The 25,275-nt window shown below is 55.5% G+C and carries 30 protein-coding genes; 4 read left to right on the top strand and 26 right to left on the bottom strand.

All coding sequences use genetic code 11. The features are described 5' to 3' along the window. Window positions 1-57 precede the first annotated feature (57 nt). The 9 genes from C230_RS20935 to recA all read right to left on the bottom strand — a co-directional run bounded on the left by C230_RS20935 (window position 58) and on the right by recA (window position 7,562). Window positions 58-324, bottom strand: coding sequence for a hypothetical protein (locus tag C230_RS20935; protein WP_018133371.1), 267 nt, complete (start codon window positions 322-324; stop codon window positions 58-60). A gap of 72 nt (window positions 325-396) precedes the next feature. Continuing rightward, window positions 397-1,224: a PHP domain-containing protein gene (locus C230_RS0117605; protein ID WP_018133372.1), complete on the bottom strand. Its 828-nt coding sequence runs from the start codon at window positions 1,222-1,224 to the stop codon at window positions 397-399. Further along, window positions 1,208-2,179, bottom strand: coding sequence for a dipeptidase (locus tag C230_RS0117610; RefSeq protein ID WP_018133373.1), 972 nt, complete (start codon window positions 2,177-2,179; stop codon window positions 1,208-1,210). The genes C230_RS0117605 and C230_RS0117610 overlap by 17 nt, the downstream gene beginning before the upstream one ends. 88 nt (window positions 2,180-2,267) lie before the next feature. Next, window positions 2,268-2,528, bottom strand: a complete 261-nt coding sequence (gene spoVS / locus C230_RS0117615; RefSeq protein WP_018133374.1) for a stage V sporulation protein SpoVS — start codon at window positions 2,526-2,528, stop codon at window positions 2,268-2,270. Between the two features lie 131 nt (window positions 2,529-2,659). Further along, entirely contained in the window at window positions 2,660-3,430 is a 771-nt protein-coding gene (locus C230_RS0117620) for a TIGR00282 family metallophosphoesterase (RefSeq protein ID WP_018133375.1), read from the bottom strand. Between the two features lie 67 nt (window positions 3,431-3,497). After that, window positions 3,498-4,001 (bottom strand): hypothetical protein, encoded by a 504-nt coding sequence (locus C230_RS0117625; protein WP_018133376.1) that lies wholly within the window; start codon window positions 3,999-4,001, stop codon window positions 3,498-3,500. A 137-nt stretch (window positions 4,002-4,138) separates the two neighbouring features. Further along, entirely contained in the window at window positions 4,139-5,677 is a 1,539-nt protein-coding gene (gene rny / locus C230_RS0117630; RefSeq protein ID WP_018133377.1) for a ribonuclease Y, read from the bottom strand. Window positions 5,678-5,877: 200 nt separating this feature from the next. Further along, window positions 5,878-6,516 (bottom strand): regulatory protein RecX, encoded by a 639-nt coding sequence (locus tag C230_RS0117635; RefSeq protein ID WP_018133378.1) that lies wholly within the window; start codon window positions 6,514-6,516, stop codon window positions 5,878-5,880. Continuing rightward, window positions 6,513-7,562 (bottom strand): recombinase RecA, encoded by a 1,050-nt coding sequence (gene recA, locus C230_RS0117640; protein WP_018133379.1) that lies wholly within the window; start codon window positions 7,560-7,562, stop codon window positions 6,513-6,515. Before recA ends, C230_RS0117635 begins: the two co-directional genes overlap by 4 nt. Before the next feature lie 240 nt (window positions 7,563-7,802). Here recA and C230_RS0117645 point away from each other — a divergent pair, with 240 nt between their 5' ends. Further along, window positions 7,803-8,153: a hypothetical protein gene (locus C230_RS0117645; protein ID WP_018133380.1), complete on the top strand. Its 351-nt coding sequence runs from the start codon at window positions 7,803-7,805 to the stop codon at window positions 8,151-8,153. A 133-nt stretch (window positions 8,154-8,286) separates the two neighbouring features. On the opposite strand, the gene C230_RS0117650 is transcribed toward C230_RS0117645, so the two are convergent. The 9 genes from C230_RS0117650 to C230_RS0117695 form a co-directional block, all read right to left on the bottom strand. Next, window positions 8,287-9,867, bottom strand: coding sequence for a DEAD/DEAH box helicase (locus C230_RS0117650; protein WP_018133381.1), 1,581 nt, complete (start codon window positions 9,865-9,867; stop codon window positions 8,287-8,289). Between the two features lie 12 nt (window positions 9,868-9,879). Continuing rightward, complete coding sequence (locus C230_RS0117655; protein ID WP_018133382.1) at window positions 9,880-11,115, bottom strand: competence/damage-inducible protein A; 1,236 nt, start codon at window positions 11,113-11,115, stop codon at window positions 9,880-9,882. A gap of 87 nt (window positions 11,116-11,202) precedes the next feature. Further along, window positions 11,203-11,784 carry a CDP-diacylglycerol--glycerol-3-phosphate 3-phosphatidyltransferase gene (gene pgsA, locus C230_RS0117660; protein WP_018133383.1) on the bottom strand — a complete coding sequence of 194 codons (582 nt, stop codon included), beginning with the start codon at window positions 11,782-11,784 and terminating at the stop codon, window positions 11,203-11,205. A gap of 1 nt (window position 11,785) precedes the next feature. After that, window positions 11,786-13,117 carry a 30S ribosomal protein S12 methylthiotransferase RimO gene (gene rimO / locus C230_RS0117665; RefSeq protein ID WP_018133384.1) on the bottom strand — a complete coding sequence of 444 codons (1,332 nt, stop codon included), beginning with the start codon at window positions 13,115-13,117 and terminating at the stop codon, window positions 11,786-11,788. Between the two features lie 129 nt (window positions 13,118-13,246). Then, the gene (locus C230_RS0117670) at window positions 13,247-13,741 is read right to left on the bottom strand and encodes a YajQ family cyclic di-GMP-binding protein (protein ID WP_018133385.1); all 495 of its coding nucleotides are present in this window, start codon (window positions 13,739-13,741) and stop codon (window positions 13,247-13,249) included. A gap of 52 nt (window positions 13,742-13,793) precedes the next feature. Continuing rightward, window positions 13,794-14,639 (bottom strand): helix-turn-helix domain-containing protein, encoded by an 846-nt coding sequence (locus C230_RS21575; protein ID WP_018133386.1) that lies wholly within the window; start codon window positions 14,637-14,639, stop codon window positions 13,794-13,796. Between the two features lie 58 nt (window positions 14,640-14,697). Further along, window positions 14,698-15,468, bottom strand: a complete 771-nt coding sequence (locus tag C230_RS0117680; protein ID WP_018133387.1) for a DUF3388 domain-containing protein — start codon at window positions 15,466-15,468, stop codon at window positions 14,698-14,700. A gap of 31 nt (window positions 15,469-15,499) precedes the next feature. Beyond that, complete coding sequence (locus C230_RS0117685; RefSeq protein ID WP_018133388.1) at window positions 15,500-16,492, bottom strand: type 1 periplasmic-binding domain-containing protein; 993 nt, start codon at window positions 16,490-16,492, stop codon at window positions 15,500-15,502. Window positions 16,493-16,799: 307 nt separating this feature from the next. Beyond that, window positions 16,800-17,528 carry a S1C family serine protease gene (locus C230_RS0117695; RefSeq protein WP_018133389.1) on the bottom strand — a complete coding sequence of 243 codons (729 nt, stop codon included), beginning with the start codon at window positions 17,526-17,528 and terminating at the stop codon, window positions 16,800-16,802. Window positions 17,529-17,655: 127 nt separating this feature from the next. Between C230_RS0117695 and C230_RS0117700 the strand changes: the two genes are divergently transcribed. Next, window positions 17,656-18,369: a HoxN/HupN/NixA family nickel/cobalt transporter gene (locus tag C230_RS0117700; protein WP_018133390.1), complete on the top strand. Its 714-nt coding sequence runs from the start codon at window positions 17,656-17,658 to the stop codon at window positions 18,367-18,369. On the opposite strand, the gene C230_RS0117705 is transcribed toward C230_RS0117700, so the two are convergent. From C230_RS0117705 to C230_RS0117730, 5 genes are all read right to left on the bottom strand, one after another. Then, on the bottom strand, window positions 18,366-19,700 hold the full coding sequence (locus C230_RS0117705; RefSeq protein WP_018133391.1) for a flavin monoamine oxidase family protein: 1,335 nt from the start codon (window positions 19,698-19,700) through the stop codon (window positions 18,366-18,368). The two genes, C230_RS0117700 and C230_RS0117705, sit on opposite strands and share 4 nt — an antisense overlap. A gap of 131 nt (window positions 19,701-19,831) precedes the next feature. Next, window positions 19,832-20,143, bottom strand: coding sequence for a DUF1450 domain-containing protein (locus C230_RS0117710; RefSeq protein ID WP_018133392.1), 312 nt, complete (start codon window positions 20,141-20,143; stop codon window positions 19,832-19,834). A gap of 269 nt (window positions 20,144-20,412) precedes the next feature. After that, a complete protein-coding gene (locus C230_RS22730; RefSeq protein ID WP_018133393.1) occupies window positions 20,413-20,577 on the bottom strand; it encodes a hypothetical protein in 165 nt (54 codons plus the stop codon). A 73-nt stretch (window positions 20,578-20,650) separates the two neighbouring features. Beyond that, window positions 20,651-20,824 (bottom strand): hypothetical protein, encoded by a 174-nt coding sequence (locus C230_RS22735; protein WP_018133394.1) that lies wholly within the window; start codon window positions 20,822-20,824, stop codon window positions 20,651-20,653. 113 nt (window positions 20,825-20,937) lie between these two features. Further along, the gene (locus tag C230_RS0117730) at window positions 20,938-21,498 is read right to left on the bottom strand and encodes a sirohydrochlorin chelatase (protein WP_018133396.1); all 561 of its coding nucleotides are present in this window, start codon (window positions 21,496-21,498) and stop codon (window positions 20,938-20,940) included. A gap of 77 nt (window positions 21,499-21,575) precedes the next feature. Between C230_RS0117730 and C230_RS0117735 the strand changes: the two genes are divergently transcribed. Beyond that, window positions 21,576-21,818: a DUF1450 domain-containing protein gene (locus tag C230_RS0117735; protein ID WP_018133397.1), complete on the top strand. Its 243-nt coding sequence runs from the start codon at window positions 21,576-21,578 to the stop codon at window positions 21,816-21,818. On the opposite strand, the gene C230_RS0117740 is transcribed toward C230_RS0117735, so the two are convergent. Further along, window positions 21,815-22,624 (bottom strand): DUF2797 domain-containing protein, encoded by an 810-nt coding sequence (locus C230_RS0117740; RefSeq protein ID WP_018133398.1) that lies wholly within the window; start codon window positions 22,622-22,624, stop codon window positions 21,815-21,817. The two genes, C230_RS0117735 and C230_RS0117740, sit on opposite strands and share 4 nt — an antisense overlap. Window positions 22,625-22,703: 79 nt before the next feature. Here C230_RS0117740 and C230_RS0117745 point away from each other — a divergent pair, with 79 nt between their 5' ends. Further along, window positions 22,704-23,627: a DNA-3-methyladenine glycosylase family protein gene (locus C230_RS0117745; RefSeq protein WP_018133399.1), complete on the top strand. Its 924-nt coding sequence runs from the start codon at window positions 22,704-22,706 to the stop codon at window positions 23,625-23,627. A gap of 3 nt (window positions 23,628-23,630) precedes the next feature. Here the strand turns inward: C230_RS0117745 and C230_RS0117750 are convergent, their stop codons facing one another. Together C230_RS0117750 and C230_RS0117755 are read right to left on the bottom strand one after the other, a co-directional pair. Continuing rightward, on the bottom strand, window positions 23,631-23,990 hold the full coding sequence (locus C230_RS0117750; protein ID WP_018133400.1) for a hypothetical protein: 360 nt from the start codon (window positions 23,988-23,990) through the stop codon (window positions 23,631-23,633). Window positions 23,991-24,116: 126 nt separating this feature from the next. Then, complete coding sequence (locus C230_RS0117755) at window positions 24,117-24,956, bottom strand: DUF92 domain-containing protein (RefSeq protein WP_018133401.1); 840 nt, start codon at window positions 24,954-24,956, stop codon at window positions 24,117-24,119. Between the last annotated feature and the right edge of the window lie 319 nt (window positions 24,957-25,275).

Raw genomic sequence — 25,275 nt, forward strand, 5'->3', positions numbered from 1 at the left:
CGGTCTCCCGCTATCTTAGTTTCTTAGAATTTTATCTTTGCAAAGAAAAAATCCCCTCTACGCGAAGGGATCTGAAACCTCATCAACTTCCGAGTGTTGCTGCTTGACTCCCGTTCTCAGCAGCAACAGTTGCGTCGCATATTTCCGGTTTTGCTTCCGAAGCAGTTGATTCTCCTTTTCCAACCGGACAATCTGCCGGAGTTTCTCATGTGTCGATTGCTCCAAAAGGTTCATCAGGATGCGCCGGCCGGCTCGCAGTTGGGAAATTTTCTTCTCCAGTTCGCGGATCTTCTCCTCTACCCTGTCAGCTTCATGCATATCCAAGGAGAAGTCCCCCCTCCAGACCAGGATGATTGGATGATCTGCCTACCCCAGTATATGCCGGAAACGGCTCGGTTAAAACACCCCCGATTTTTCCCGAAGCTGCTGCACAACCGATCGGTTGACCGTGACGGTGCCAAGCTCACCGCGATGCTCGGCACCCGCGCCGTGAAAATCGGATCCGCCAGTCGCGATCAGCCCGAGCTCATTGGCCAGTTTGGTATAGCGCTGCCGGACGTCTGTCGGATGGTCCGGATGCGATGCTTCAATTCCCAAGAGTCCTGCCGGAATCAACTCTTCGATCAAAGCGTCCTTTCCCACCAGTCCCGGATGAGCCAGCACAGGCACGCCACCCGCGTCCCGAATCGCGCGGATCGCCTCTTGCGGCGACAGCTTGCAACGTTCCACATAGGCTGGCGCGCCTTTGCCCAAATAGTGGTCAAACGCACCGCGAATGTCTTGCACAACCCCCTTTTTCATCAGCACACGCGCAATATGGGGTCGGCCGACCGCTCCCCCGCCCGCCTCCGCCAGCACCTCGTCCCGTTCAATCGGGATGCCGAGTTCATCGAGCTTTTGCAAAATCCGCTCCATCCGATTGATCCGCTCGTTTCGCAACTTGCGAAACAAATCCTGCAGCGACCCGGAATCCAGGTCAAAATAATAGCCCAGCACGTGCACCTCTTTTCCTTCATATTCCGCGTTGATCTCCACACCGGGAACCACATCGACGTGCAACCGTTTCCCGGTCTCGATCGCTTCCGCAATCCCGTCCGTTGAATCGTGGTCCGTGATTCCCACCCCGGCCAATCCGCGCCGCCTGGCGTGTTCCACCAGCTCTCGCGGCGTGAACGTGCCGTCCGATGCAGTCGTATGTGCATGCAAATCATACCGCCCGTTCATTTTGATCCTCCTGCTTCAACACAGCTTTCAGCACGCGCAAGAAATTTTCGCCGCATAGTTTGGCTGCAATCGCTGGCCCGTATTCCTTGTCGAGCGCCGCCAGCAATTTTGGATAATCGGCGCCGGAACGCAGATCGACCATCGTCCGCGGAATTCCGTCAAAATCGGATCCCAACCCGACGTGATCCTCCCCGCCAAGCGCCAGGATGTGGTCGATGTGTCGCAGCAAATCGGCGATTCCCACCGGTTCCTTGCCGATAAAATAGGGCACAAACGTCACCCCGATCACACCGCCGTTGCGAATGATCGCCTTGATCTGCTCATCATCCAGATTCCGCCGATGGGCATACACCGCTTTCGCATTCGAATGGGAGGCGATGATCGGCGCCTGCGTGATCTCCAGCACATCCTGCACGCCTCTTGGCGCCAAATGGGACACATCGATCAGCATCCCGAGCCGGTTCATCTCCCGCACCACTTCCCGGCCGAACGGGGTCAAGCCCCCGTCCTCCGGCTCGCCGACGCCGTATGCGAGCGCGTTCTTGTGATTCCAGGTCAGACCCATCGCCCGCACGCCGAGAGAATAAAGCACCCGCAACGGGCGCAGATCGTCTGTCAGAAACTCGCCGCCTTCAATCGAGAGCAGCGCCGATTTTTTGCCCGCCCTCCTGTTCCGTTCGATATCGGCATATGTCAAAACGGGGAGCATCCGGTCTTCCCGGCATACTTGCGTCCGAAACGTGTCAATGTAGCAGATGAGTTTCGCCAAATGTTCCTGCGGCGTATACGGCGGATCGACATACAGCGCAAAAAATTGCAGATCGATCCCCGCCTGCAAAATTTTCGGATAGCTCAGATGCAACGGCGAACCGGCATCCCCAAACTGCAGATGCTCCGTCTCCATGCGATACAAAATATCGGCGTGCGCGTCGATCAGAAACGGTTTTCCTGTCATCCGCAACACCCTCCCAAAAAAACAAGAAAGTCCTGTTTACAGACGCGTAAACAGGCCGTGAAAAATATGGACAAACGCAATCATCGCTTTATCTCGGCTCGACAATCAGTTTAATCGCAGTCCGCTCTTCTCCGTCAATCTGAATGTCGGTGAATGCCGGAATGCAGATCAGGTCGACTCCGCTGGGCGCCACGAATCCTCGTGCAATTGCCACTGCTTTGATTGCCTGGTTGAGCGCGCCTGCCCCGATCGCCTGAAGTTCGGCGGCCCCCCGTTCGCGGAGTACGCCTGCAAGTGCGCCGGCCACAGAGTTAGGGTTGGACTTTGCTGAAACTTTTAATACTTCCATAGACATGGACCTCCAGGAGTGAGAAATTTTCTGCGACTCACTTTTACTATATTCGCACTCTAACAGAAAATTCCTTCCTTCCGGTTGCAAATTTTCTAAAAATTTGCGTGTACCACCGTTACAAAATGAAACTACCTTAACGAAATGCGGGTGACGGAAGAGGCCGTCCCTTTGTCAGTGAGATCAACCACGACCGCGTTCAGCATGGCAGGCCCCGTTTCCACATCAAACCGGACCGGCATCTGGGTGAGAAACCGCTGCAGCACCTGCTCCTTTTTGATGCCGATGATGCCGTTGACAGGGCCGCACATCCCGACATCCGTCAAATAGGCAGTGCCGCCCGGCAAAATCTGTTCATCCGCCGTCTGCACATGCGTATGCGTACCGATCACGGCCGAGACGCGTCCATCGACGTAATGGGCGAACGCCAATTTTTCCGAGGTCGCCTCCGCATGGAAATCGACAAACACATGTTTCGTTCGCGGTTCAATCTCCGCCAAAATGCGGTCGATCGCGGCAAACGGAGAATCGTAATCCCCCATAAACACCCGTCCGATCAGATTGACGACCGCCACTTGCAGCACCCCGATCTTCACCAGTGTATAGCCGATGCCGGGAACCCCCGGCGGAAAATTGGCCGGCCGCACGATCCGCCTGTCATGCTCAATGTACCCGAAAATCTCCCGGTTGTCCCAAACGTGGTTGCCCATCGTCAAAATATCGATCTGCGCATCAAACAACTGCTCCGCCAGCTTCGGCGTAATTCCGCGGCCGTTGGCCACATTTTCCGCGTTCGCGATGATCAGGTCAGGGCGGTATTGTTCCAGCAATCCGGGCAATCGGGCGGCGACGATCGAACGCCCCGGCTGCCCGACGATATCTCCGAGAAACAAAATTCTCACACCGCACTCTCCTAACGATTTGCCGGAATTTCTTTCATCATACCACAAACTGCGAACGCCGGCGCGGCTACCTGTTGTACACGAACACCTTGCCGCCTTCCCGGTACGCGATGATCGGCCTGTCTTCCACCAAAATGTCGCGATGACCGAGCAGGCGGTCGATGAGCTCGTCCTGCACGTCTTTCATATCGTCATCCACCAACAGCGGTTCGAGCGCCACCTCGTTGGCAAAATGGTTTCGCAACACGGACGTCAGCAGGCAAATTTCACCCGCGCAAATCCGCTGAATCGATTGTTGATAGGTGAGCAGCGTGATGTCCTCCAAAGGAGTAAACTGCAATTTCCCGATCGGCGAAAAATCGCGATCCAGCTCGGCACAAGCCGCAAAATGCGCGATCAGGTCTTGCGTGCAGGCTTCCCGTTTCCCGCCATCCAGGTTCCCCTGCAGAAAAAACGAAAAAATCAGCGACTGGCTGTCCGGCTCATACCGCACAGAAGCCACTTCCGGATAGCGAATCAGCATCGACACCAGCAAATGGGCGGCAGCCGATTCATGTCTACGAACATGCATTTCATCCACTACTTTCCAGTCTGCAACATTCGGGAGTAATGGCGGCTTCCGCCATTCCCGATAGGTATTTCGCTGTTTGTCGGGAAATTCCTGCAGAGAATTGAAAGCAAAAAAAATAAAGTAGCCTTGCGGCTACTCTACTTTGCGTATTCGACGGCTCTGGTCTCACGAATGACGGTCACTTTGATTTGCCCAGGATAATCCAGTTCTTGTTCAATCTTCTTGGAAATCTCCTTAGCGACGCGTACCGATTCTGCGTCGTCGATGAGCTCGGGTTTCACAATGATTCGAATTTCGCGACCCGCCTGGATCGCATACGATTTTTCAACGCCTTCAAACGATTCGGCGATTTCTTCCAATTTCTCAAGACGCTTCAGGTAAATATCGAGCGTTTCCCGGCGCGCTCCCGGTCTTGCGGCGGAAATCGCATCGGCTGCCGCCACAATCACCGAAATCGGCGAGGTGAATTCGATATCTCCGTGATGAGCGCCGATCGAATTGATCACAATCGGATGTTCCTTGTATTTCTTGGCCAGGTCGACGCCGATTTCGACGTGCGAACCTTCCACTTCATGCGTGATCGCTTTTCCTACGTCATGCAGCAGACCGCCGCGCCGCGCCAGGTTGACGTCGAGTCCCAGCTCGGCAGCCATCAGGCCCGCCAAATGAGCCACTTCAATCGAGTGTTTCAACACGTTTTGGCCATAGCTAGTCCGAAACTTCAAACGGCCGAGAATTTTCACCAGATCCGGGTGAATGCCGCTGACACCCGTTTCGAATGTCGCCTGTTCACCCTCTTCGCGAATTCGATCATCGATTTCGCGACGCGCTTTTTCCACCATTTCTTCAATCCGGGCCGGATGGATGCGTCCGTCCGCCACCAGTTTTTCAAGAGCCACGCGAGCGACTTCCCGCCGAATCGGGTCAAATCCCGACAAAATGACAGCTTCCGGCGTATCATCAATGATCAGATCAATTCCAGTCAATGTCTCCAGGGCCCGAATGTTGCGCCCCTCGCGGCCGATGATCCTGCCTTTCATTTCATCATTTGGCAGAGATACAACCGAAACTGTCGTTTCTGCAACATGATCAGCTGCACAACGCTGGATCGCGGTAGCGATGATTTCCTTCGCTTTCTTTTCCGCCTCATCCCGCGCTTGCTGCTCAATCTCCTTCATCAAGATGGCAGCTTCATGCCGGCATTCCGCTTCCACATTCGCCAGCAGAATCGATTTCGCTTCCTCCTGCGTGAGTCCGGAGATTCTCTCCAGTTCAGCCACCTGTCGTTGGTACAACTCATCCACTTTTTGCCGTTGCTCATCCACGAGGCGTTCCAGATTGGACAGCGATTCAGCGCGCTTTTCGATCGCTTCCGTCTTGCGGTCTAGCGTCTCTTCTTTTTGCAGCAACCGGCGTTCCAGCCGCTGAATTTCGGTGCGGCGTTCGCGAATGTCCTTCTCCGCGTCCGTCCGCAATTTGTGAACTTCCTCTTTCGCTTCCAGGATCGCCTCTTTTTTCCTTCTTTCCGCTTCCTTGTTCGCTTCTTCCAGAATCTGCGAGGCCCGCAATTCGGCTGCCGCAATCTTACCTTCGGCAACGTTGCGCCGCCACAGATAGCCTGCGCCGACCCCTAAAACAAGCGCAATCACAGCAATCACAAACATCATTGGTGACATGCTTCAAGCCTCCCAGCTCAGATTGGGAAACCCTGAGCCATGGACGCAGCCTTGCCCGGTCAAGGGCAAGCAAATCGGTATCATACAATGCGATTTACGCAAAGACCATTGAAGCTGTTCATACGCATCTCAATTTTAGCCTTAGTGTAAATCATTGTCAAGAAAAGGGATTTGGGAGCGACTGGGAAGGCGAATCGACGTTATTTTTTCCGTAATTCGCGAAGGATGGAACGGATCGTGTCGTTGGAAAACCCCTTGCCGGCCAGATAACGGGCGATTTTCTGCGCGATTTCCCGTTCGTTCGCCGGATCGCCGCCCGTTTTCGCAAACTTTTTTCGCTCGATCAGGCGTCTAGCCGCCTCCGTCTCATCCTCATAGGCAGCCAACGCCCGTTCGATCGTATCGCCGGATACACCCGTTTGCTGCAGTTCCCAGCAGATCATCCGCCTACCCCGCGGCTTCGAGCGGATCCGGTTGTACACAAAATCGGCAGCGAATCGTTCATCGTCCAGATAGCCGAGCGATTCGAGATAGCGGACGGCCGCTTCCGCGATCTCAGGCGGTATCTCTTTTCGCTTGAGGTAAGCAAGCACCTGTTGGCTGCTGCGGGACCGCTGGGCCAGGTACTTGGCCGCCAGATCGCACGCATGCAACCGCGTTTCTTCCCTTTCCCACTCCGCCAGATCTGCCTCCGTTACCGGGAGACCGACGCGAAGCTGCAGACGGTAGACCAACTCCCGCCGCATGCCCAGCGCAAACTCGCCATTCACAAAAAGGCTCACCCGGTCCGGATGAGCCTTCTGCCGTTCAATCGCCGTAATGATGCGTTCCGGCCTCATTCATCAAAAAACTCCTCTTCCTCATCGGCAAAACTGTCGGCGGCAGTTACAGCAAACGGGCCTCCAACCTGATACGCTTCCCGCACCTTCTGTTCGATCCTCTCCGCAATCTGCGGATTGTCTTTCAAAAACTGCTTCGCATTCTCGCGGCCCTGGCCGAGACGTTCGCCCTCAAACGAATACCAGGCTCCGCTTTTGACGATGATGTCCAGTTCGGTGGCCATGTCGATGATCGTACCTTCCCGTGAAATGCCTTCCCCAAACATGATGTCGACATCGACCGATTTGAACGGAGGCGCCACCTTGTTCTTGACCACCTTGATCTTCGTCCGGTTGCCGACCAGTTCGTTGCCCTGCTTGAGCGCTTCCGCGCGGCGCACTTCCAGGCGAATCGTCGAGTAAAACTTGAGCGCCCGGCCGCCCGTGGTCGTTTCCGGATTGCCGAACATGACGCCGACCTTTTCCCGGATCTGGTTGATGAAGATGGCGATCGTCTTCGATTTGGAGATCGCGCCCGACAGCTTGCGCAGCGCCTGCGACATCAACCGCGCCTGCAGGCCAACGTGCGCATCGCCCATCTCCCCTTCGATCTCCGCCTTCGGAACGAGCGCCGCCACCGAGTCGACGACGATGATGTCGACCGCACCAGAGCGAACCAGCGCTTCTGCGATTTCCAACGCCTGTTCGCCGGTGTCCGGTTGGGCGATCAGTAGTTCGTCGATATTGACGCCCAATTTTTGCGCGTAAATCGGATCCAATGCGTGTTCCGCGTCGATGAACGCCGCTTGTCCGCCACGTTTCTGCACTTCGGCGATCGCATGCAGCGCCACCGTTGTTTTCCCTGACGATTCCGGTCCATATACCTCAATGATCCTGCCGCGGGGAAATCCGCCCACTCCCAGGGCGATATCGATCGCCAATGAGCCGGAAGAAATGGTTTCCACCGTCATATTCGCCGCTTCGCCCAGCTTCATGATCGAGCCTTTGCCAAACTGTTTCTCGATCTGACGTAACGCCATATCCAGCGCCGCTTTTCGATCGCTCACGTGTGTACCTCTCCTTTTTCGACAAAAAATCACATTACTAGATTCGCGCTGACTGTCCCCAGTTCCTGCTATCATCTTACAACACCGAAAACAAAAAAGCAAACATTTGTTCCGTAATATATCGAACTTTTTTATTGCTGTATTTGCAAAAAAATCCGCTACAAGCAGCCGCCCCATCGCCCGGATGTAGACAAAACTCATGCTTTACTCTTTGCGAAACATTTGGTGAATATAACTGATGTGAGTGAAGAGAAAGAATCGATACGATTGGTCTACGATCAAAGTGTCGGATTAAGTGCAGTAGCAGTAAAAAACAACAAAAGCGGTGACAGGGTGATCCCACTTAAAGATAATAGTTTTCTGGCTTTAACAAAGGAGAAAGATATAGATTTGACTGATGTGGTTGAAAACGTGATAAAACTAAAGCAAGAACAGACAAAAAATACTGGAAAATATACCAATTCCGGCGTCAGTATGCCTGCAGTCGAAACTATAAATCAAAATGGCAATAACAGACTACTTACGATTGCAGCCGTTGGCCTTCTTCTCGTGCTAAGTGCCGGGGTTTACCTTGTTTTAAGAAAAAAATAAATTTTCTCGATTTATAGCACTAAGCTCCAAGGATGTATTTATAATCCTTGGAGCTGATTTCGTTCAGGAATCGTTCGTGCCAAAAAAGCGGACCGCAATCACGCAATCCGCTTCGCTTTTGACACGACCTCGATCAGCTGCGGCGTTCCCGCGGGCGGGCCGGTTCCAGGTTGACGCGGGAACCGTTCATCCGCGTCTGGCGCAGCGATTCAAAGACAAACGGGGCTGACTCCTGCTCCACCTCGAGGAAAGCAAATTTGTCGAAAATGTCGATCCGGCCGATCGCGTTCCCCGGAATACCCGCTTCTTCCGATATGAATTTGACCAGATCGGCCGGTCCGATGTTGGCGCTGCGGCCGATGTTGATGAAAAACCGGACTTTGCCCGGCGCCGCGCCCGTGTCGCCGAAATCGTAATCCTGTCCCTCTTCCGTTTGCAAGTCGCCGACGCTCAGTTTCAATGCGGCGGCCGCCAAATCGAGCGGATCAAACTCATCAACCAGGTTGCCCAAAATCGCCCTGTAATGCGCCAAACCGCCTTCCTGGATGCAGGCGCGCAGCCGCTCCCGCCAGCTTTCCGCCTGCCGCTCCGCCACATCGGCGAGCGACGGAACTTCCCGCGGCACTATTTTCGCTTTCGTCTCTTTTTCAATCGTTTTCAACAATTTGAATTCCCTCGGCGTGACCAGCGTAATGGCCAGTCCCCGGCGTCCCGCCCGGCCGGTGCGGCCGATCCGGTGCACGTAGGATTCCGGGTCCTGCGGGATGTCATAGTTCACCACGTGCGACACGTTTCCGACGTCGATCCCGCGCGCCGCCACATCGGTTGCTACCAGCAGCTCGATGTCGCCGTTGCGGAATTTTTTCATCACGCGGTCGCGCTGCGCCTGCGACAGGTCGCCGTGCAATCCGTCCGCCATATAGCCGCGCGCAATCAGTGCTTCCGTCAGCTCGTCGACGCCCCGTTTCGTACGGCAGAAAATGATGCCAAGCTGAATTTCCTGGCTGTCGATGATGCGGCACAAACTTTCCAGCTTGTTGCGCTCCAGCACCTTGTAGTAGACCTGTTCGATCAGCGGCACTGTCACGTCGCCGCGGTTGACCGTAACGCTGACCGGATTTTGCATGTAGCGTTGCGCCAGCCGCTTCACTTCGTCTGGCATCGTCGCAGAAAACAGCAGCGTCTGCCGGTCGTTCGGCGTGCTCTGCAAAATCGATTCGATATCGTCAATGAATCCCATGTCGAGCATTTCGTCCGCTTCATCCAGCACCACTGTCTGCAACCGGTCCAGCTTCAGCGTGCCGCGGCGGATGTGATCCAGCACGCGGCCGGGGGTGCCGATCACAATATGAACGCCCTGCTGCAGCGCCTTGATCTGGTGGCCGATCGATTGGCCGCCGTAGATCGGTAACGTCCGCACCCGTTTGTAGCGGGCGATTTTGCGCAGCTCACCAGCGACCTGGATGGCCAGTTCCCGCGTCGGCGTCAAAATCAGTGCCTGCACATGGCGGGTGTTGGTCGCCGTCATCTCGACCAACGGGATGCCGAACGCAGCCGTTTTTCCCGTTCCCGTCTGCGCCTGTCCGATCACGTCCTGCCCGGTGAGGACCACCGGAATGCACTGCGCCTGGATGGGAGAAGGCTCTTCAAACCCCATTTCGTCGATCGCCTGTTGCACCTTTTTGTTTAGTCCCAGTTCTGCAAATGTCGTCATTCTATCACCTTTCTAAGTCAAACGTTTGAATAATGAATAGAGCGCGTTTTTGGCGGAGCGGATGCGGATCTGCTGGCGGTCTCCGCGAAACCGGAATTCCTTCGCGGTCGTTCCGTCCGGTCCGGCGACGGCGATGTGCACAAGACCGACCGGTTTGTCAGGCGTCCCGCCCCCCGGTCCGGCAATGCCGGTGACCGAAATCGACCAATCGGCGTCGGAACGGGCTCTCGCTCCTTCCGCCATCGCCCGCGCACATTCTTCCGAGACAGCCCCGTACCTGCCGAGAAGTTCGGAAGATACCCCCAACTGTTCGGTTTTCGTGACGTTGTCGTACGTCACCCAGCCTTGCTTGAAGTAGGCGGAACTGCCTGGGATGTCGGTAACCATCGCAGCCAGCAGGCCGCCGGTGCAGCTTTCCGCCAGCGCCAGGGTTTCCCCGCGTGCCGCCAACCGTTTACCGATCGCGACGGGAAGCGTCTCCTCGTCGATTCCATATATAGCGTTTCCCAATCGCTTACGCAATTGTTCTTCAACCGGCGCGATCAGTGCAAATGCTTCCGCTTCCGACTGCGCTCTGGCGGTGATGCGAAGCGTCACTTCCCCTTCAGACGCAAGCGGTGCAATCGTCGGGTTCTGCTGGTTGCGGATCAGATCCGCTACTAGCAACTCCATCGCCGATTCACCAATGCCAAAAATCCGCAACACGCGCGACCGGATCGTCATCCGGCGGCCGATGACGGAGCGCAGCAGCGGAATCATCTGGTCGGTAACCATCGGCCGCATTTCGGTCGGCGGTCCCGGCAACAGAAAATAATGACGCCCATCCGCTTCCACATATTGCCCGGGAGCGGTGCCGCGCGGATTTTCCAAAAACCGGCCGCCTTCGATACGCATCGCCTGCCGCCGGTTGTTGACCGGCATTTCCCTTCCCAGTTGGGCAAACAAGGTTTCCAGCTTTTGCAACACGGACGTATCCAACTCCAGCCGCCGCTGCAAAAAATCGGCCACTGCTTCCCGCGTCAGATCGTCTTCCGTTGGCCCCAACCCGCCTGTCAGCACGATCACGTCCGAGCGCGCATGGGCGATCTCCAGCACCTGTTTGATGCGTTCCCGATTGTCGCCCACCGCCTGGTGAAAATACACGCCAATCCCTTCCAAAGCCAGTTTGTCGGATATGTACTGCGCATTCGTATTGGCGATCTGTCCCAGCAACAATTCCGTCCCGACTCCGATCACTTCCGCCCGCATAGAGCCCCTCCTCCTCGTTGCGGCCCGCCGCAGCACCAACAGCGCAAAGAGTTGAAAAGGAAGATAGCTGGCTATCTTCCTTTCCCATTACACTCGGCCGCTATAGATCACATGTTTGTTTTTCCACAGATAATCAGCCCCAGACCAAATGGTGACGAAGACAGCAATATAGATCATGATCTGGTCAAACGGAAATTGTACGTAAGAAAACGGAAAATTATTCAGAATCGACGCGGAAATCGCAATGATCTGCAGCGCCGTTTTCAATTTCCCCAACTTGCTCGCTGCCAGCACGATCCCTTCGGAAGCGGCGATCGTCCGCAAGCCGGAGATGGCAAACTCGCGGAAGATGATGATGATCGCGATGATCGCCGGGATCCGCTGCATCTGCACGAGCGACACCAGCGCGGCGGTGACCAGCAGTTTGTCCGCCAGCGGATCAAGAAATTTGCCAAAATTAGTGACCATCTTCCGTTTGCGGGCGATGTACCCGTCAAGCCCATCGGTCGCCGCCGCCACGATAAACACCAAAGCAGCGATGATTTCGCTAACCGTAGTCGTTTGTCCGCCAATCGTAAAATGGCCAAAATTAAAACGGACAAGCAAGAACAGCAAGATAACCGGGATCAGAAAAATCCTGGCTATCGTAATACGGTTAGCCAAATTCACCTTAGACACACTCCCCTGCCAAATCAAAATCATAGGAATGGGTGATGCGCACGTTCACCATGTCACCGATCCGGATTTCCCGATTCCCCGTGACAAACACCTGTCCATCGATTTCCTTCGCGTCATATTCGGTTCTCCCGATATATATACCCGGATTGTTAGTGTCCTGACTCTCGATCAATACTTTTAATACGCGGCCTACCCGTTCGGCATTCCGCTTCGCCGCAACTTCCCGGCCGACTTCCATCAACATGCTGGCGCGGCGTTCTTTCACCTCTTGCGGAACCTGTCCATCCATGTCGGCAGAGGGAGTGCCTTCTTCCGGCGAGTATGTGAACACACCGATCCGATCGAACCCGATCTCCCGCACGAAACGGCAGAGATTGTCAAAATCCTGTTCGGATTCGCCCGGAAACCCGACGATCAGCGAAGTCCGGAAGGCCACATCCGGCACGCGATCCCGGATTTTTGCAATCAGTTTGCGGATTTGCGCCTGCTGCCCGGGACGGCGCATCGCCTTCAGAATATGGTCTTCCGAATGCTGCAGCGGCATATCGATGTATTTGGCGACTTTCGGCAAACGGGCGAACGCATCGATCACTTCATCCGTGAAAAAGCCCGGATATGCATAGTGCAGCCGAATCCATTCCAGCCCTTCGACTTCATTTAACGCCTCGAGCAACCCATGCAGATTGCGCTTGCCGTATACATCCAGCCCGTATTGGGTGGAGTCCTGAGCGATCAGCATGATTTCCTTCACGCCCTGGCTGACCAGTGACCGGGCTTCGGCAACGATCGATTCGATCGGCCGCGAGCGGAACTTGCCCCGCATTTTCGGAATGATGCAGAATGTGCAGGAATGGTCGCACCCTTCCGCAATCTTCACATAGGCGGATGCGCCGCCGGTCGTCATTCGGGGTGTCAGCTCATCATACAGATACACCGGATTTCCTACGAATTGCGGTTTTTCTTCACCGTGCATGGCCGCTTCGATCAGCTCGCCGATCCGGAAATACTCACCCGTGCCGACAATTCCATCGATTTCCGGAATTTCGGTGATCAGCTCGTCCTGGTAGCGCTGCGCCATGCAGCCGGCCACCAGCAGCGCTTTGCAGGACCCCGCGTCCTTCAATTGCGCCATCGACAGGATCGTTTCGACCGATTCTTCCTTGGCTGCGTCGATAAATCCGCAAGTGTTGACGATGATCACATCCGCCTCCAGCGGATTTTGCACCACCTGATAGCCCTTTTGCGCCACAAGGCCCATCATCACTTCCGAATCGACCAGGTTTTTTTCGCAGCCCAGAGTGACAACTGCTAGTTTCTGGCTCATGGTTTCCCCCATCCTAAATATCAAAGGCCCGGTTTGCATATGCAATCCAGACCGATACCGCTTAGTTCGTGCGATTGGCATACTTGAACCATTATCAAAGTATATACGAAAGAACGGGGGAAGTCAAAGTCACGACCGGTAATTGGTAAACTGCAGGTCGATCGGAAAATCGGCCTGTTTCAGCAATTGAATCACCGTCTGCAAATCGTCGCGGCTTTTGCCGGACACGCGCACCTGGTCGCCCTGGATGGCCGCCTGGACTTTGATTTTCGAATCTTTGATCAGCTTCACGATCTTTTTTGCGTTCTCCTGGTCGATTCCCTGCACCAGCTTCACCGTCTGCCGGACCGTGCCGCCGGCGGCCGGCTCGATTTTCCCATACTGCAAAGATTTCGGCGAGACGCCCCGCTTCACCAGTTTCGCCTGCAGGATGTCGTTGACCGCATTCAGCTTATATTCGTCGTCACCGACCAGAATGATTTCATTCTCCTGCAATTCGATCGAACTTTTGCTTCCCTTGAAATCAAAGCGCGATTCAATTTCCTTCATTGCCTGGTTGACAGCATTTTTTACTTCCTGCAAATCAACGTTTGACACGATGTCAAACGACGCTTCTTTTGCCATTTCGCGCGCCTCCTTCCATAACTGCAGCCGACAGATTGGACGGACGTTCCGGTCATTTTTTCTGGAACTGAAACTCGTACCGGCCGTTCACCTGCTCCAGTTCGACCGGCTGCTCGTTCACCGTTATCGTCAGTGCCGGTGAATAGCCTGTCACCACGACAATTTTTTGCGTCGCTTCAAACGACAAGGTGACTCCCTGATCGGCCACCTGCGTGTATTGCTTTTGCCCGTCGGTCGTAATGTCCAGCCAAGATTTGCCGTTGGCTGTCTTGATCTGCAGTTTGATTTTGTCGCCTTCCACTTTGTAGACCGATTTGCTGCGATCTTTCGTTTCCGGTTTAAGCGGCCCTGTCGGCTTTTGCTCGGCCGGAGTCGGGGCGGGAGCCTGCGGCTGCGAGGCGGGTTGCTGCCCCGGTTGTTGCGCTTGTTGATTCGATTGCTGCGCTTGCGGCTGAGCCGGTTCCGGCGTCGCCTGGCGGTTTGTCAGGAACCAGTAACCGACGCCCAACAGGCCGATGATCGCCGCTCCCATCAGAATCTGCGGCAAGAGCCGGCTGCCTTCCGGGACGCTGCGGGCAACGAATTTCTTGCGAGGCTCGTCCGCCGCTCGCGACTTAGGCTGGGGTTCTGCTGCAGCGGTGACAGGACCCGGTTTCGGCGATGGCGACTCGTCCAGCAGGTGATGCTCGCGCAGCAGTTCCTGTCCGTCCAATCCCAGTTGTTCCGCGTAATTTTTGATAAATCCCCGCGCGTATACCAGACCGGGGAGAACCGACAGATCCCCTTCTTCGATCGCCTGCAGGTAGCGTTTGCGAATTTTCGTCCGGTCCTGAATGTCATCCAAAGTCAGGTTCTGTCTTTCCCGTTCCGTTTGCAGAATCCGTCCGAGTTCTTTCATAGCCATGGCCTCCTTCCGCTTGCCCCCCGTTCGCAGCCGCCTCGCCGGCCGGTTGTTTCTAGCTGACATCAAACGAGTTAAACCCCGTTTGCACCGTTTCATAGGTGATGACTTCATCCTCCGTGTTACGCAATTCGATGATCCGGTCGAAAAGATCCCAACCGTATTCCGTCTCCCGGACAAAAATATCCGGGTGCTCGATCACTTTCGGCACATCCATGCGCATGATCTCTCTGACCAGCCGGCGGTGCTGTTCGGTCGAACGCATCGTCGACACGATCCCGTCCAGGATGTAGACCATCCTGTCGTTGCCCAGTTCATCGTCCGCCAGCGAATGGCGGACCGTCTGCCGCAGCAGCGTCGACGAGATAAACGTCCACCGCTTGTTGGCATAGACGCTGGCGGCGACGATCGACTCCGTCTTGCCGACCCGGGGCATGCCGCGGATCCCGATCACCTGATGGCCCTGTTTTTTCAGCAGTTCTCCCATGAAATCGACCAGAATCCCCAGTTCGTCGCGGGTGAACTTGTACGTCTTGTCGTTTTCCGCTTCCCTCCGGATAAAGCGTCCATGCCGCAATGCCAGGCGGTCAAGCAGCGTGGGCTGGCGCAAGGCGGTGATCGTGATGTTTTCAATCGTTCGAAGAATCGTCCGCAACACTGCGATTTTTTGCCGGTCGTTGGTACGGATCAAAAATCCGCGGTTTGCATCTTCCACCCCGTTCACCGTCACGATATTGATCGACAGCATCCCCAAAAGCGAAGCGATGTCTCCCAACAATCCAGGGCGATTTTTATGAATGTGGTATTCAAGGTACCATTCTTCCATAGAGACCTCCTGCAACTCGTCGATTTGCTTTTCACCGTCTGTTTTGCTGGGATGGAGGATTGAGGTACTGTCCCGGTTGGATCGTCTGGTTCCGCAGCCCGTCCACCACCGTTTTCTGTTGGTTCAGGATGTCGGCTGGAAACACCTCGGGCCGGGCGATCTCAAACAGGCTCGAGCCCGTCACCGCCACAGTTGCACCGCCTTGCCAGGAATGATTCAACAGCGACTGAACTTCCTCCTGCACCCCTTCTGCAAAAATCGGCTGCGGCCGGGCGATCACTCCCGCATACATTCTCGGCGGCTCGTGCAGCGGGAACAGCCATTTTCCGCTCTGCTGCAGCCGCGCCAACTGCTCTCCCGTGACCGGATCGAGCAGGACCAGGACGCGGCCGGAAATCGATTTTAATTTGTCGATCCCCTGCAGCCCCATCGCCTCGTCCAACGTAACGACTGTCGGCGAGGCGGAACTGCCCGCATAGTGAATGCCTTCCAGCAGCCCCCGCCACTCCGACGATTCCGGAGAGGGCGGCGCTGCCGTGATCACGCCGACCGATTCTTTCGGATTGATGCCCCCCGCCAAAAATCCGGCGACAAACGACAGCCACTCGCGGTTCCAGTTGACGAGCCGGACCGCGTTCGAGTCTGGATCTGACACGTTACCGACCAGACCGAATTTTTTGCCAATGTGCGTTTTCGCCAGTTCGGCTATGTAAGGGCTGTATTTTGCTTCGGTCACAATCAGGTCGATGTTCGGGTTGGACGCCATTGCGGAAAGCGCCGCTTGTGCCTGCCCGTCGTCTTCCGCCGTGCGGACATCGAACACCACCGCCGAATCGTTGACCGCTTTTGCCGTGTACTCGAGAACCTCTTTCGAGCCCGCCGTTTCCTTGGAGCCGACGATGCCGACCGCCCATTTTTCCCTGTCCGGTTTCATCGCTGACAATGCCGGAGTGTGGCAGCCTGAGGAAAGCAACGAACTTGTCAGCAACAGTGCCAGGCTGCAGATGTTCCAGGTGTGTTTCATCAGGTCTATGCAACTCCCGCTTATTTTTTTCGTTTGGACAGGCCAATCACGATGCCAAATGTCAAAAGAACCACCAGTACAAAAGTCAACGCTTGAAAAAACTCCAATCCGCTTGCCTCCTGCAACTCCCCACCAAAGTGAAGCGCACTGCCGTGCTATGCACCCAAGGGGCACAAGTCACGCTAGGCGCTAAAGCGCCAAGTCGTGCTATGATGGGGACCCCGGTTAAAATCGCGTTTTGTCTTCTCAACTATTATGCCATAATCGTGAAAATCCGCCAAACAAAAAAGAAACCGCCCTCCGAATCTCAGTTTCCGGCGGGCGGAATCCATTTGCGGAGCATTTCACGCACCAGATCGATGCCGAGCGCAAACCCGATGCCTTGCGAACTTTGCGAGACGGCGGTGTTGATGCCGATCACTTCCCCGTTCACGTTAAACAGGGGGCCGCCGCTGTTGCCGCGGTTGATCGCCGCATCGGTTTGAATCAACTGCTTGTATTTCCGGTCGCCGATCGTCAGCGGGCGATTGACGGCCGAGACGACGCCGACAGTGACCGAATGTTCGAGTCCCAACGGATTGCCGATCGCCATCACCCATTCCCCGGGCTTCACCCGATTCGAGCGTCCCAGCCGGAGAACGGGCGTGTTGGGGGGAAGAGGGGCTTTCAACAATGCTAAGTCCAATTCATAATCGGATTTGACAATTTTCGCCGCAACCGGTTTTTTCTGTCCGTTAAACCGTACCTGCACCTCGTCGGCTCCCTGCACCACATGCTGATTGGTGATGATATATCCCCGTTTGTCGCAGACAAACCCGGTGCCGACATTCATCACTTCCTTCGGCAGCTCGAGCATATAATCCATCCCGCCAAAGAACGGTGCCCGGCGGGAACGACGCTGCTCGATCACCTCAAGCAACACAACCGCCCGTTTATATCGCTCGGCGATCTGCACGAACGCATCAAAGGAACAGAATTGCACCCGGGCGTTTTTCGAGCGCGCCGTTTTGGGGCGCGCAAGCTTCTCCTTGCGCAACCGCCTCACCCCCGCATTGTGAGATGTACTATCCTATTCGGATGTCCGGGACGGGGTGAGCCCATTAGTGAATTTTGCGGCCAAGTTGGCATAGAGATTAGAGACACCCCTCGAAGGAGGAGCCGACATGGACCTGTTATACACGATCCCGGCGGCGATCGGGCTGGGAGCGCTGCATTCGCTGGAACCGGGACATGGAAAGGGAGTGATGACCGCCTACCTGATCTCTTCCCGGGCGAAAGCGAAAGATGCGGTGCTGTTGGGGGTGATCTCCGCCATCGCCCACACCTTGTCGATCATCCTGCTGGCGTTCGCTGCCTCTTCCACTGTCAAAATGCTGGTCCCCGCCAACCTGTCCCATTGGATCGAGCTGGTCTCCGGTGCGATTATCACCATGCTGGGAGCCCGCATCCTGTACAGCCGGTTCTATCCGAAAATCGTGGTGGTGGGAACGATCGGCCGCGCCCACGCGGACACTTGCGATCATCACCATCACGGCTCGCATCTCCATTCGCACGGGGCGCCAACCTCTTTGTCCCGCTTGTTTGCGATCGGGTTCTTTACCGGGCTGATTCCCTGTCCGAGCGCGCTGGCTATTTTTCTGGCGGCGGTCGCGGCCGATCGAATCCCGGCCGGCATGTCGCTTGTCGCGGCGTTTTCCGCCGGCAGCGCGCTGGCGATGAGTACCCTCGGCCTGCTGGTCGTGCGCGCGGGAGGAGCCATTCAGCGGTTGGAACAACGGCAGGTGGTGCAAACGCTCGCTTCCGTTTCTTCCATCCTGATTTTAGCGCTCGGTTTGTATGTGGCCTACCGGGCTTTCCAGCATCTTGCCCTGCTTTAACCGTCGGCTTGCAGCAAAGCGATGATGCGTGCGGCGGCCCGTATGCCGGAACGGACCGCCCCTTCCGTGCACCCCAGTTCGAGGTAATCGCCAGCCAGATGGATGCGCCGGCTGACGCTGTGGGCAGCGTGGGCCCATCGTCGAGCCCGCGCGGGAAATCCGGGGCGAAACCTTGGGATGGCGCTCGGCCATCTGAAGATTTTCATTTCATCAAAATGAAACCGCGCCTCCGGCATCAACCGGGCGAGTTCATCCGCGACCGCGGCTGCTATGTGCGTATCAGGCGCTGACTGCAATTGGCGATGCGCATCGGCGGTCAACATGACGCTCCACGTCCGCTTGTTGTGCGTCACCCCGCCCGCAAGAATCGAGCCGTATTTTGGCGGAAGACTGAATCCGAACGCGGCAGAAGCGGCTTGTTTCAGCGACACCGTTACCACGGCAGTTCCGGCATACTCCACTGTCTCAAGAAAATCGCCCAGTTCCGGCGCAAACTCCCGGTCATCCACCAACCGCAGCACGTGATCTCCCGGCACTGCCAACACCACATAGCGTGCAGGCAGCCGTTCGATCCCGTTGTCAGTTTCGATCGAAACCGCTGCATGGTCACCAGCCGATTCCACTTTGTGCACCCGGCATCCGATTCTGATTGGCAGTTCCCGCGACAGTTCCTCCGCAAACTGTGACATCCCGCCTGCCGGACGATAGATCCTCTGGGAAGACGGCTGCCCAAAATGGGTGAGAAAGTGTTCGGCGGAAGCGTCCAGCGGATGGTTGAAAAACATCGTTTGGTAGAAGGGGGCAATCACGTAGTCATAAATCGAAGCATCAAACCGTTTCGCATATTCGCCCAACCCCATGTCAAGCATCGCGTGCTCCGGCAAATTTTCGCCCGTGGCGCGATTTGCCGCCTGCGGGAAGAAGCTTCCCGCTGCCCGGCGGCGTCCCGTTTTTGCCGCATCCCAAACAAGCCGCGCGATTTGATGCCGCACTTTCCACGGTACTCCCGGCAGCTGCAGCAGAATCGCCGTCCGGTCGTACCGCGCCTGCCGCCAGACCGTTCCGACCCGCATCAGCAGGGAAAACGGGACCGGCTGCAAAGGAACTTGCAAGCGCCCGGCCAATTGTCGAATCGTCCGAAAATGACGGGCGAAAAATTGCGCTCCCAGCTCATACACCCGAACCGGCTGGCCGTCCTCGCGGTGTGTCCAAACGCGTCCGCCCATGCGATCCAGTTTCTCCAGCACCATCACATGCAAGCCTGCATCATGCAGTTCCCTGGCGGCCGACAAGCCGGCCAGCCCAGCTCCGACCACCACCGCATCAAGCATCCGCCCGCCCCCTTGTCCAATAACCAATCGCTGTGGCACCGCTATTCGTCTTTCTGGCCGGAACAGCAATTTTCAGCCATACATCCGTCAAAAAATGAAAAAAGGCTGTTTGCGAACAGCCCGGACAATGGTTAGTTTGATTTTGCTTCAGTGGCTTCCGCCTGCTTTTGCTCTTCAGCCGGCGCCGGCAGTTTGTCGAGAAACACCATACCCCGCTCCAGTTTATAAAACAGGTCACGGGGGGTGCGGCCGCCAACCAGCGCATTATTGCGGATGGCGAACGGCACGTCGGTGCAGGTCGCACAAAATTCTTTGCCGACGCAGTCAACCACTTCGATTTTTTCGTTCGGATAGCGCTCTTTCAGCGCGTCGTACACCGATTGCGAGTGATGTTCCAAATTCTTTTTGCAAAACTTGAGCGATAACGAAGACAACGGCGACATCCCCTTTGCAACGAACTCAGTCTCCTCCTATATTACATCATTTTGAATGATTGCATAAGACTGATTTCCACATGCTGGACAATGCAGGAGATGCACGCATTGATCCGATTGCTGTTCGAGCCGGGGAGTCAATTCATATGGTGAATAGGGGCCAACATAATCGGAAACCGCCCCAGCATCCTCCAGCGGGTCGCCGCAGCGGGTACAGGCGGCGTGAAACCGGCTCAAACCGTTGCACAAGGGACACACATGTTCCATACGGACGCCTCCTACACCTGGTATTTGACCCCATACTTTCCTTTGCGGGTCCGAAAAATATACACTTTCGGCTCGGCAGCGCCCGACAGTAGTTGGTCATCGCGCACGCACATGGCGACATACTGGGCGATCGAGCGGCTGTCATAGAGACGAGATTCATACATCCAGCAACCCATTCCGAAGTCTCCTTCCATCAATTGGGTTCCTTCGTAGTATGAACCAAAAAGCCCTTGCCCATAAGAGCAAGGACTATATGCCGATCGGCCGCCAGCCCCGCACCGCCAGATAGCGGATGCCAAACAGGCGGTTGAGGCCAATACTCAAATTTTCCTGATAAATCATGCGGGGCACGTAGATGTCGATCCCGTCCTGTTCCCGTTTCTCGTACAAATGTTGTTTGAAACGCGGTTTCCCCAGCCGCACGGACGGGGCGAATTGCGCATTCCCTCAACAGGCGCGGGTGATCGTCGGCAGTTCCAGATGCACCGCCTCGGCCCGGCGGCGAATGTAGTCCAACGCATCCTGCTCAATCCGAATCATGATTCCTCTTCCTCCCACTCGACAGAAGATAACAGCGCGTCAACTCGTTCCAGCACGATCTCGTTCAAAATCGGGTGGTACCCAAGCGATTCCGCCACACGGATCGGAATGTCGGGATGTTTGCGAGCGGCATCGCCGACCCATTTTGGCAAATCCTGCTGAACGTGCGAGCCAGTAAGCAGAAAATAGGGAACGACGATCACCCGCTCCGCTCCCTGTTCGATGCACAAATCAATGCCCGTTGGAATATCCGGCTCCGCCAGTTCCAGAAAGGCCGCCTGTACGATCGGATATTGTCCGTCCTCACGCACGAATTCCGCGATCTGGAACAGTTCCCGGTTGGCCGATGGCTCCGGGCTGCCATGCGCCACGAGTACAATTCCCGTTTTCATCGCAGTCGCTTCCTCCCCGCCTGACTTTTCCGAACAATCGTCCGTGCCGCTTCGTTCGGACACGTTTTTCCCAACCATCGCTGCACCGTTTTCGCCGCACGGCCTTTTCCAACACCGTCCCGCATTCGTCGGCCGCAGCGGTTGTCCGCTGCCGCATGCAGGCACTCCTTTCTACATCATATGGTTTACCGGCCGAGTTCTTGATAAACTAATGCTTACTACGATCAAGAAGGTGACTGCATATGGGAATTGTAATTGTCGAAGTGTGCGAAAGCAATCCGGCTGCATCGCTCGACCTGGAAGCATTGGAAGAAACATATGCCGGAACGTCGGTGATCCGCAATTTTTGCCTGAGCGAATGCGAATTGTGCGCGCAAAAACCGTATGTGATGGTCAACGGGGAGATCATCGTCGCGGACGATTTCGACTCCCTGTTGCAAGCGATCCGCGCCAAAATCGAATCCAAACTGGACGAATGGGCCTAAGACGCCCCCGGGTCGGCAAACACAACTTCCACCTTGTAGCCTGTATGCTTTTTCACGTTTAAAACGGCGTGATCAAGCAGCAGGTATTGCCCCTTGACGCCGATCAGGCGTCCTTCGACCACCTCTTGTTTGTCGAAGGAAACGGATTTGATTTTGTCGGGTGTTTCTGTGATCGGATAGATAAACTCATACAGTTCCTGCCCGTCAAGCAGGTACTGCCGGTATTCTTCCGGCAACAGGGCGCGGACCTGCTGGCGGATTTCCAGCAGATCAGCCTGTTCGACCTTGCCGGCCAGCATTTTCCGCCAGTCCGTTTTGTCCGGGATGTGCTGCGAAATGAAGTACTCCATCTCGCCCGCCAACTTGCGGGTTGGCGCTTCCACGATCGGAATCGCCTGCACCGCCCCCTGATCGATCCAGCGGGCTTGTCCCCTGCTCTTACGCGTCAGGCCCACCTTGACGCCGGAACTTAATGCAAGGTATACATAATGCGGAGTCATGCAGTTTGTTGCCGCGAATTCGTTGTCCCGGCAGGTTCCCAGATGGTAGTGGCACTCATGCGGTTTGACGATGCAAAGATCGCATTCCGCCAATGTTGTAAAACAAGGGTAGCAGTACCCGGTATGAAACAGTTTTTTTACTTTGCGTCCGCAGGCGCAGCACGCTTTTTCACCGAGAAAACGGAGCTCGATCCGTTCGCCGATCCGTTCGTTCAAATGGATTCGCTGATCATCGAGCGGCAGGTAATATTGCACCGGCACTGCCGGTTCATGTTCGAGATCCGACAAAAAACCTATGTAGGACATGTTCCCAAAGTCCCCTCTCTGTACTGCGTCTATTTTATCATAAAAATCGTACGAAAAAAATTGCGAAAGGAGCCGCGCCATGTACGAAATCACCCTGTTTCCGCCCGCGCCTTACGATTTTTCTCATCTGTTTGAACGGCTTCGCCATTCTTCCAACTGGGTGCTCTACCGCATGGAAAACGATTCGATCACCCGCCTGTTTCTCGTAGACGGGCATCCCGTGCTGGTGAAATTGACATCAACCGGAACTGTCGAACAGCCCCAAGTGAAACTCGCGGCGTGTAACGCCACCAACGAGCAGCAGGCAAAGCGGGCATTTGCGTATTGCAGGCACGTTTTTTCACTGGATCGGCCGCTCGCCCCTTTTTATGCTGCGATCGAGCAAAATGATCCTGTCCTGTTTCGGCTGGTGCAGCAGCACCGCGGCATTCACATGCTGCTGGAACCGGGCGTATACGAAGCGATGATTCTGTCGATCATCGGACAGCAGGTCAACATGACGTTTGCCGCCAATCTGAAACATGAGTTGGTAAAGCTTTGCAACCAATCGTTTGAGTGGAAAGGTCAGACCTTTTACGCATTCCCTTCGCCCGAACGGGTCGCTTCCCTGTCCTACGAAGACCTGCGCAAGCTGAAATACTCGCAACGGAAAGCCGAATATGTGATCGATTTCGCAAGGCTGGTGGCGGACGGCCGATTCCCGGTCGATGAGATCAGCCGTATGTCGAACGAGCAAGCGATCGAGGAAATGGTGAAACTGCGCGGCATCGGGCGCTGGACAGCCGAATGCGTATTGTTGTTCGGCCTGGGGCGGCCCGACATTCTGCCTGCGCTGGATATCGGGCTGCGCAACGCAATGCAACTGTTTTACGGGCTGGATCGCCAGCCGTCCGAACAGGAAGTCCGGCAAATGGCCACCCGTTGGCGCGGCTGGGAAAGCTACGTCACCTATTATCTGTGGACGGCGCTAGGGATCGCAAAACAGCGGAAACAAGAAGCGTAACGGCTAGCGCATGTCGTACCCTTGCGCTCCGAACGGCTTCGGCAAATTTTGCACATTGTCGAACAAGAACATCCATCCGTTGTCAGCCCTGAATACCTGCATGTCCACCCGTTCATCGATCATGATCAGGATGAATAGGTTCATGTTCGTTTTCAAATACGGACTCAAATGTTCATCATGCAAGCGGAGGCTGAGGACCCGGTGCTTTTCGTGCTGGGGGACGCGGACTCCGTCCCGAATCGTGAAAGAGTCGATTCTCTGCTCGGGAAGCAACTGCCGCCGATTGTTGTTTTTCAAATGTTCATAAAGCAGCCGCGCCGCTTTCGCCTTGCGGCTCGATTCAAGAATCAACGCGTAATACATCATCGAATCTCCTTGCCTGAGAAATCTATCCCTACCTTATCACACTTGCCACCGGAATGGAAACTCTCACTCGCTGGAGCCGGGACACATTTCCGCAGGCACGAAGTTTACATAAAAAATTTTTTGTCACCTGAAAACCGAATTCCCCAACCAAACGGCCACCAGTGCGCCTGCGATCGAACTCAGGAAATTGACCATATCGTTGTTCAGGTTGCGAAATCCTCGAACATGCAGTGTTGGGTGTCCGCAGTGCATGCGCCGTTCTACCTCTTTGCCGCAACAGCCACATTGGTACATCACTTGCCAGCGCGCACCGAGCAGCGAATCGGTCAGGGAGCCGAATGTACCTGCGATTCCCCCGATCAGAAGCAGGTGGAACCAATCCACCGCCGACCCAGTCGGGATCCGGCTGCCGATTTGTGAGGGAACGAGCTGCAGCAGCAGCCATGCACTTCCCCCGATGAACAAACCACCCGCCGCAGTAGCCGCCAGGCCAAGCGGTGATACGCCCCCCGATGTGCCGGGAGGCACCTTTTTCCCGGTCAAAATGGAACGGGGAACGGCTTGGCTCAACCCGCCGATTTCCGTAGCCCATGTGTCCGCATTGACGCTCGCCATCACCCCGACAAACGCATTCCACCAGACGGGATGCGGGAATAAAGAGTTGAACAGGCACAGCAAGACGCCGATCCCTCCGTTCGCCAGAACTTGCCCGGCATCTCGCCGGCCGCTTTTTTCATAGCCGGATTCGGCTGTTTCCTTCGCTTTTTGTTTCCATTTCGTCAGCAGGGAAGAAGAAATGAAAAACGCGATCAATGTGCCAAACCATGCGAGGCTGCCCAGCCAGTAGAGCGTCGTCCCGACAGCGATGGCTGAAAGCACGCCGGACAACGACAACGAACGTTTCCGATAAGCGATTCCCGCGATCAATGTACTGCCTACAAAGCCCGTGATAAATTCCGTCATATTCTCTACCTCGATTGTTCAGTATACTTTTTGATGAGAAAATAGAGTATCATTGAGGCAGTAGGGGATCGTTTGCCTCGGTTTTTGGGCAATAGGATGCCCGGGAGGCCCATTCTCCTTCCATATTAAGGGGATTAATTAAGTTGATTAGGCTGTGACGTCAGCTGATTTTGTCACCACATAGCCTTTCTTCTCAAGGCGGCGAATCATCAATTCTTCGGTCGAGATGCTCTTTCGCTTCTCCAAGTAATCAGCGCCGAGTTCGTTGTAAGGTTCCCCAGTCTTGAGTACAAAGTAAGCGATCACCAGTATCTTGTGT

This window comes from Effusibacillus pohliae DSM 22757 (genome assembly GCF_000376225.1).
Classification (GTDB): Bacteria; Bacillota; Bacilli; order Tumebacillales; family Effusibacillaceae; genus Effusibacillus; species Effusibacillus pohliae.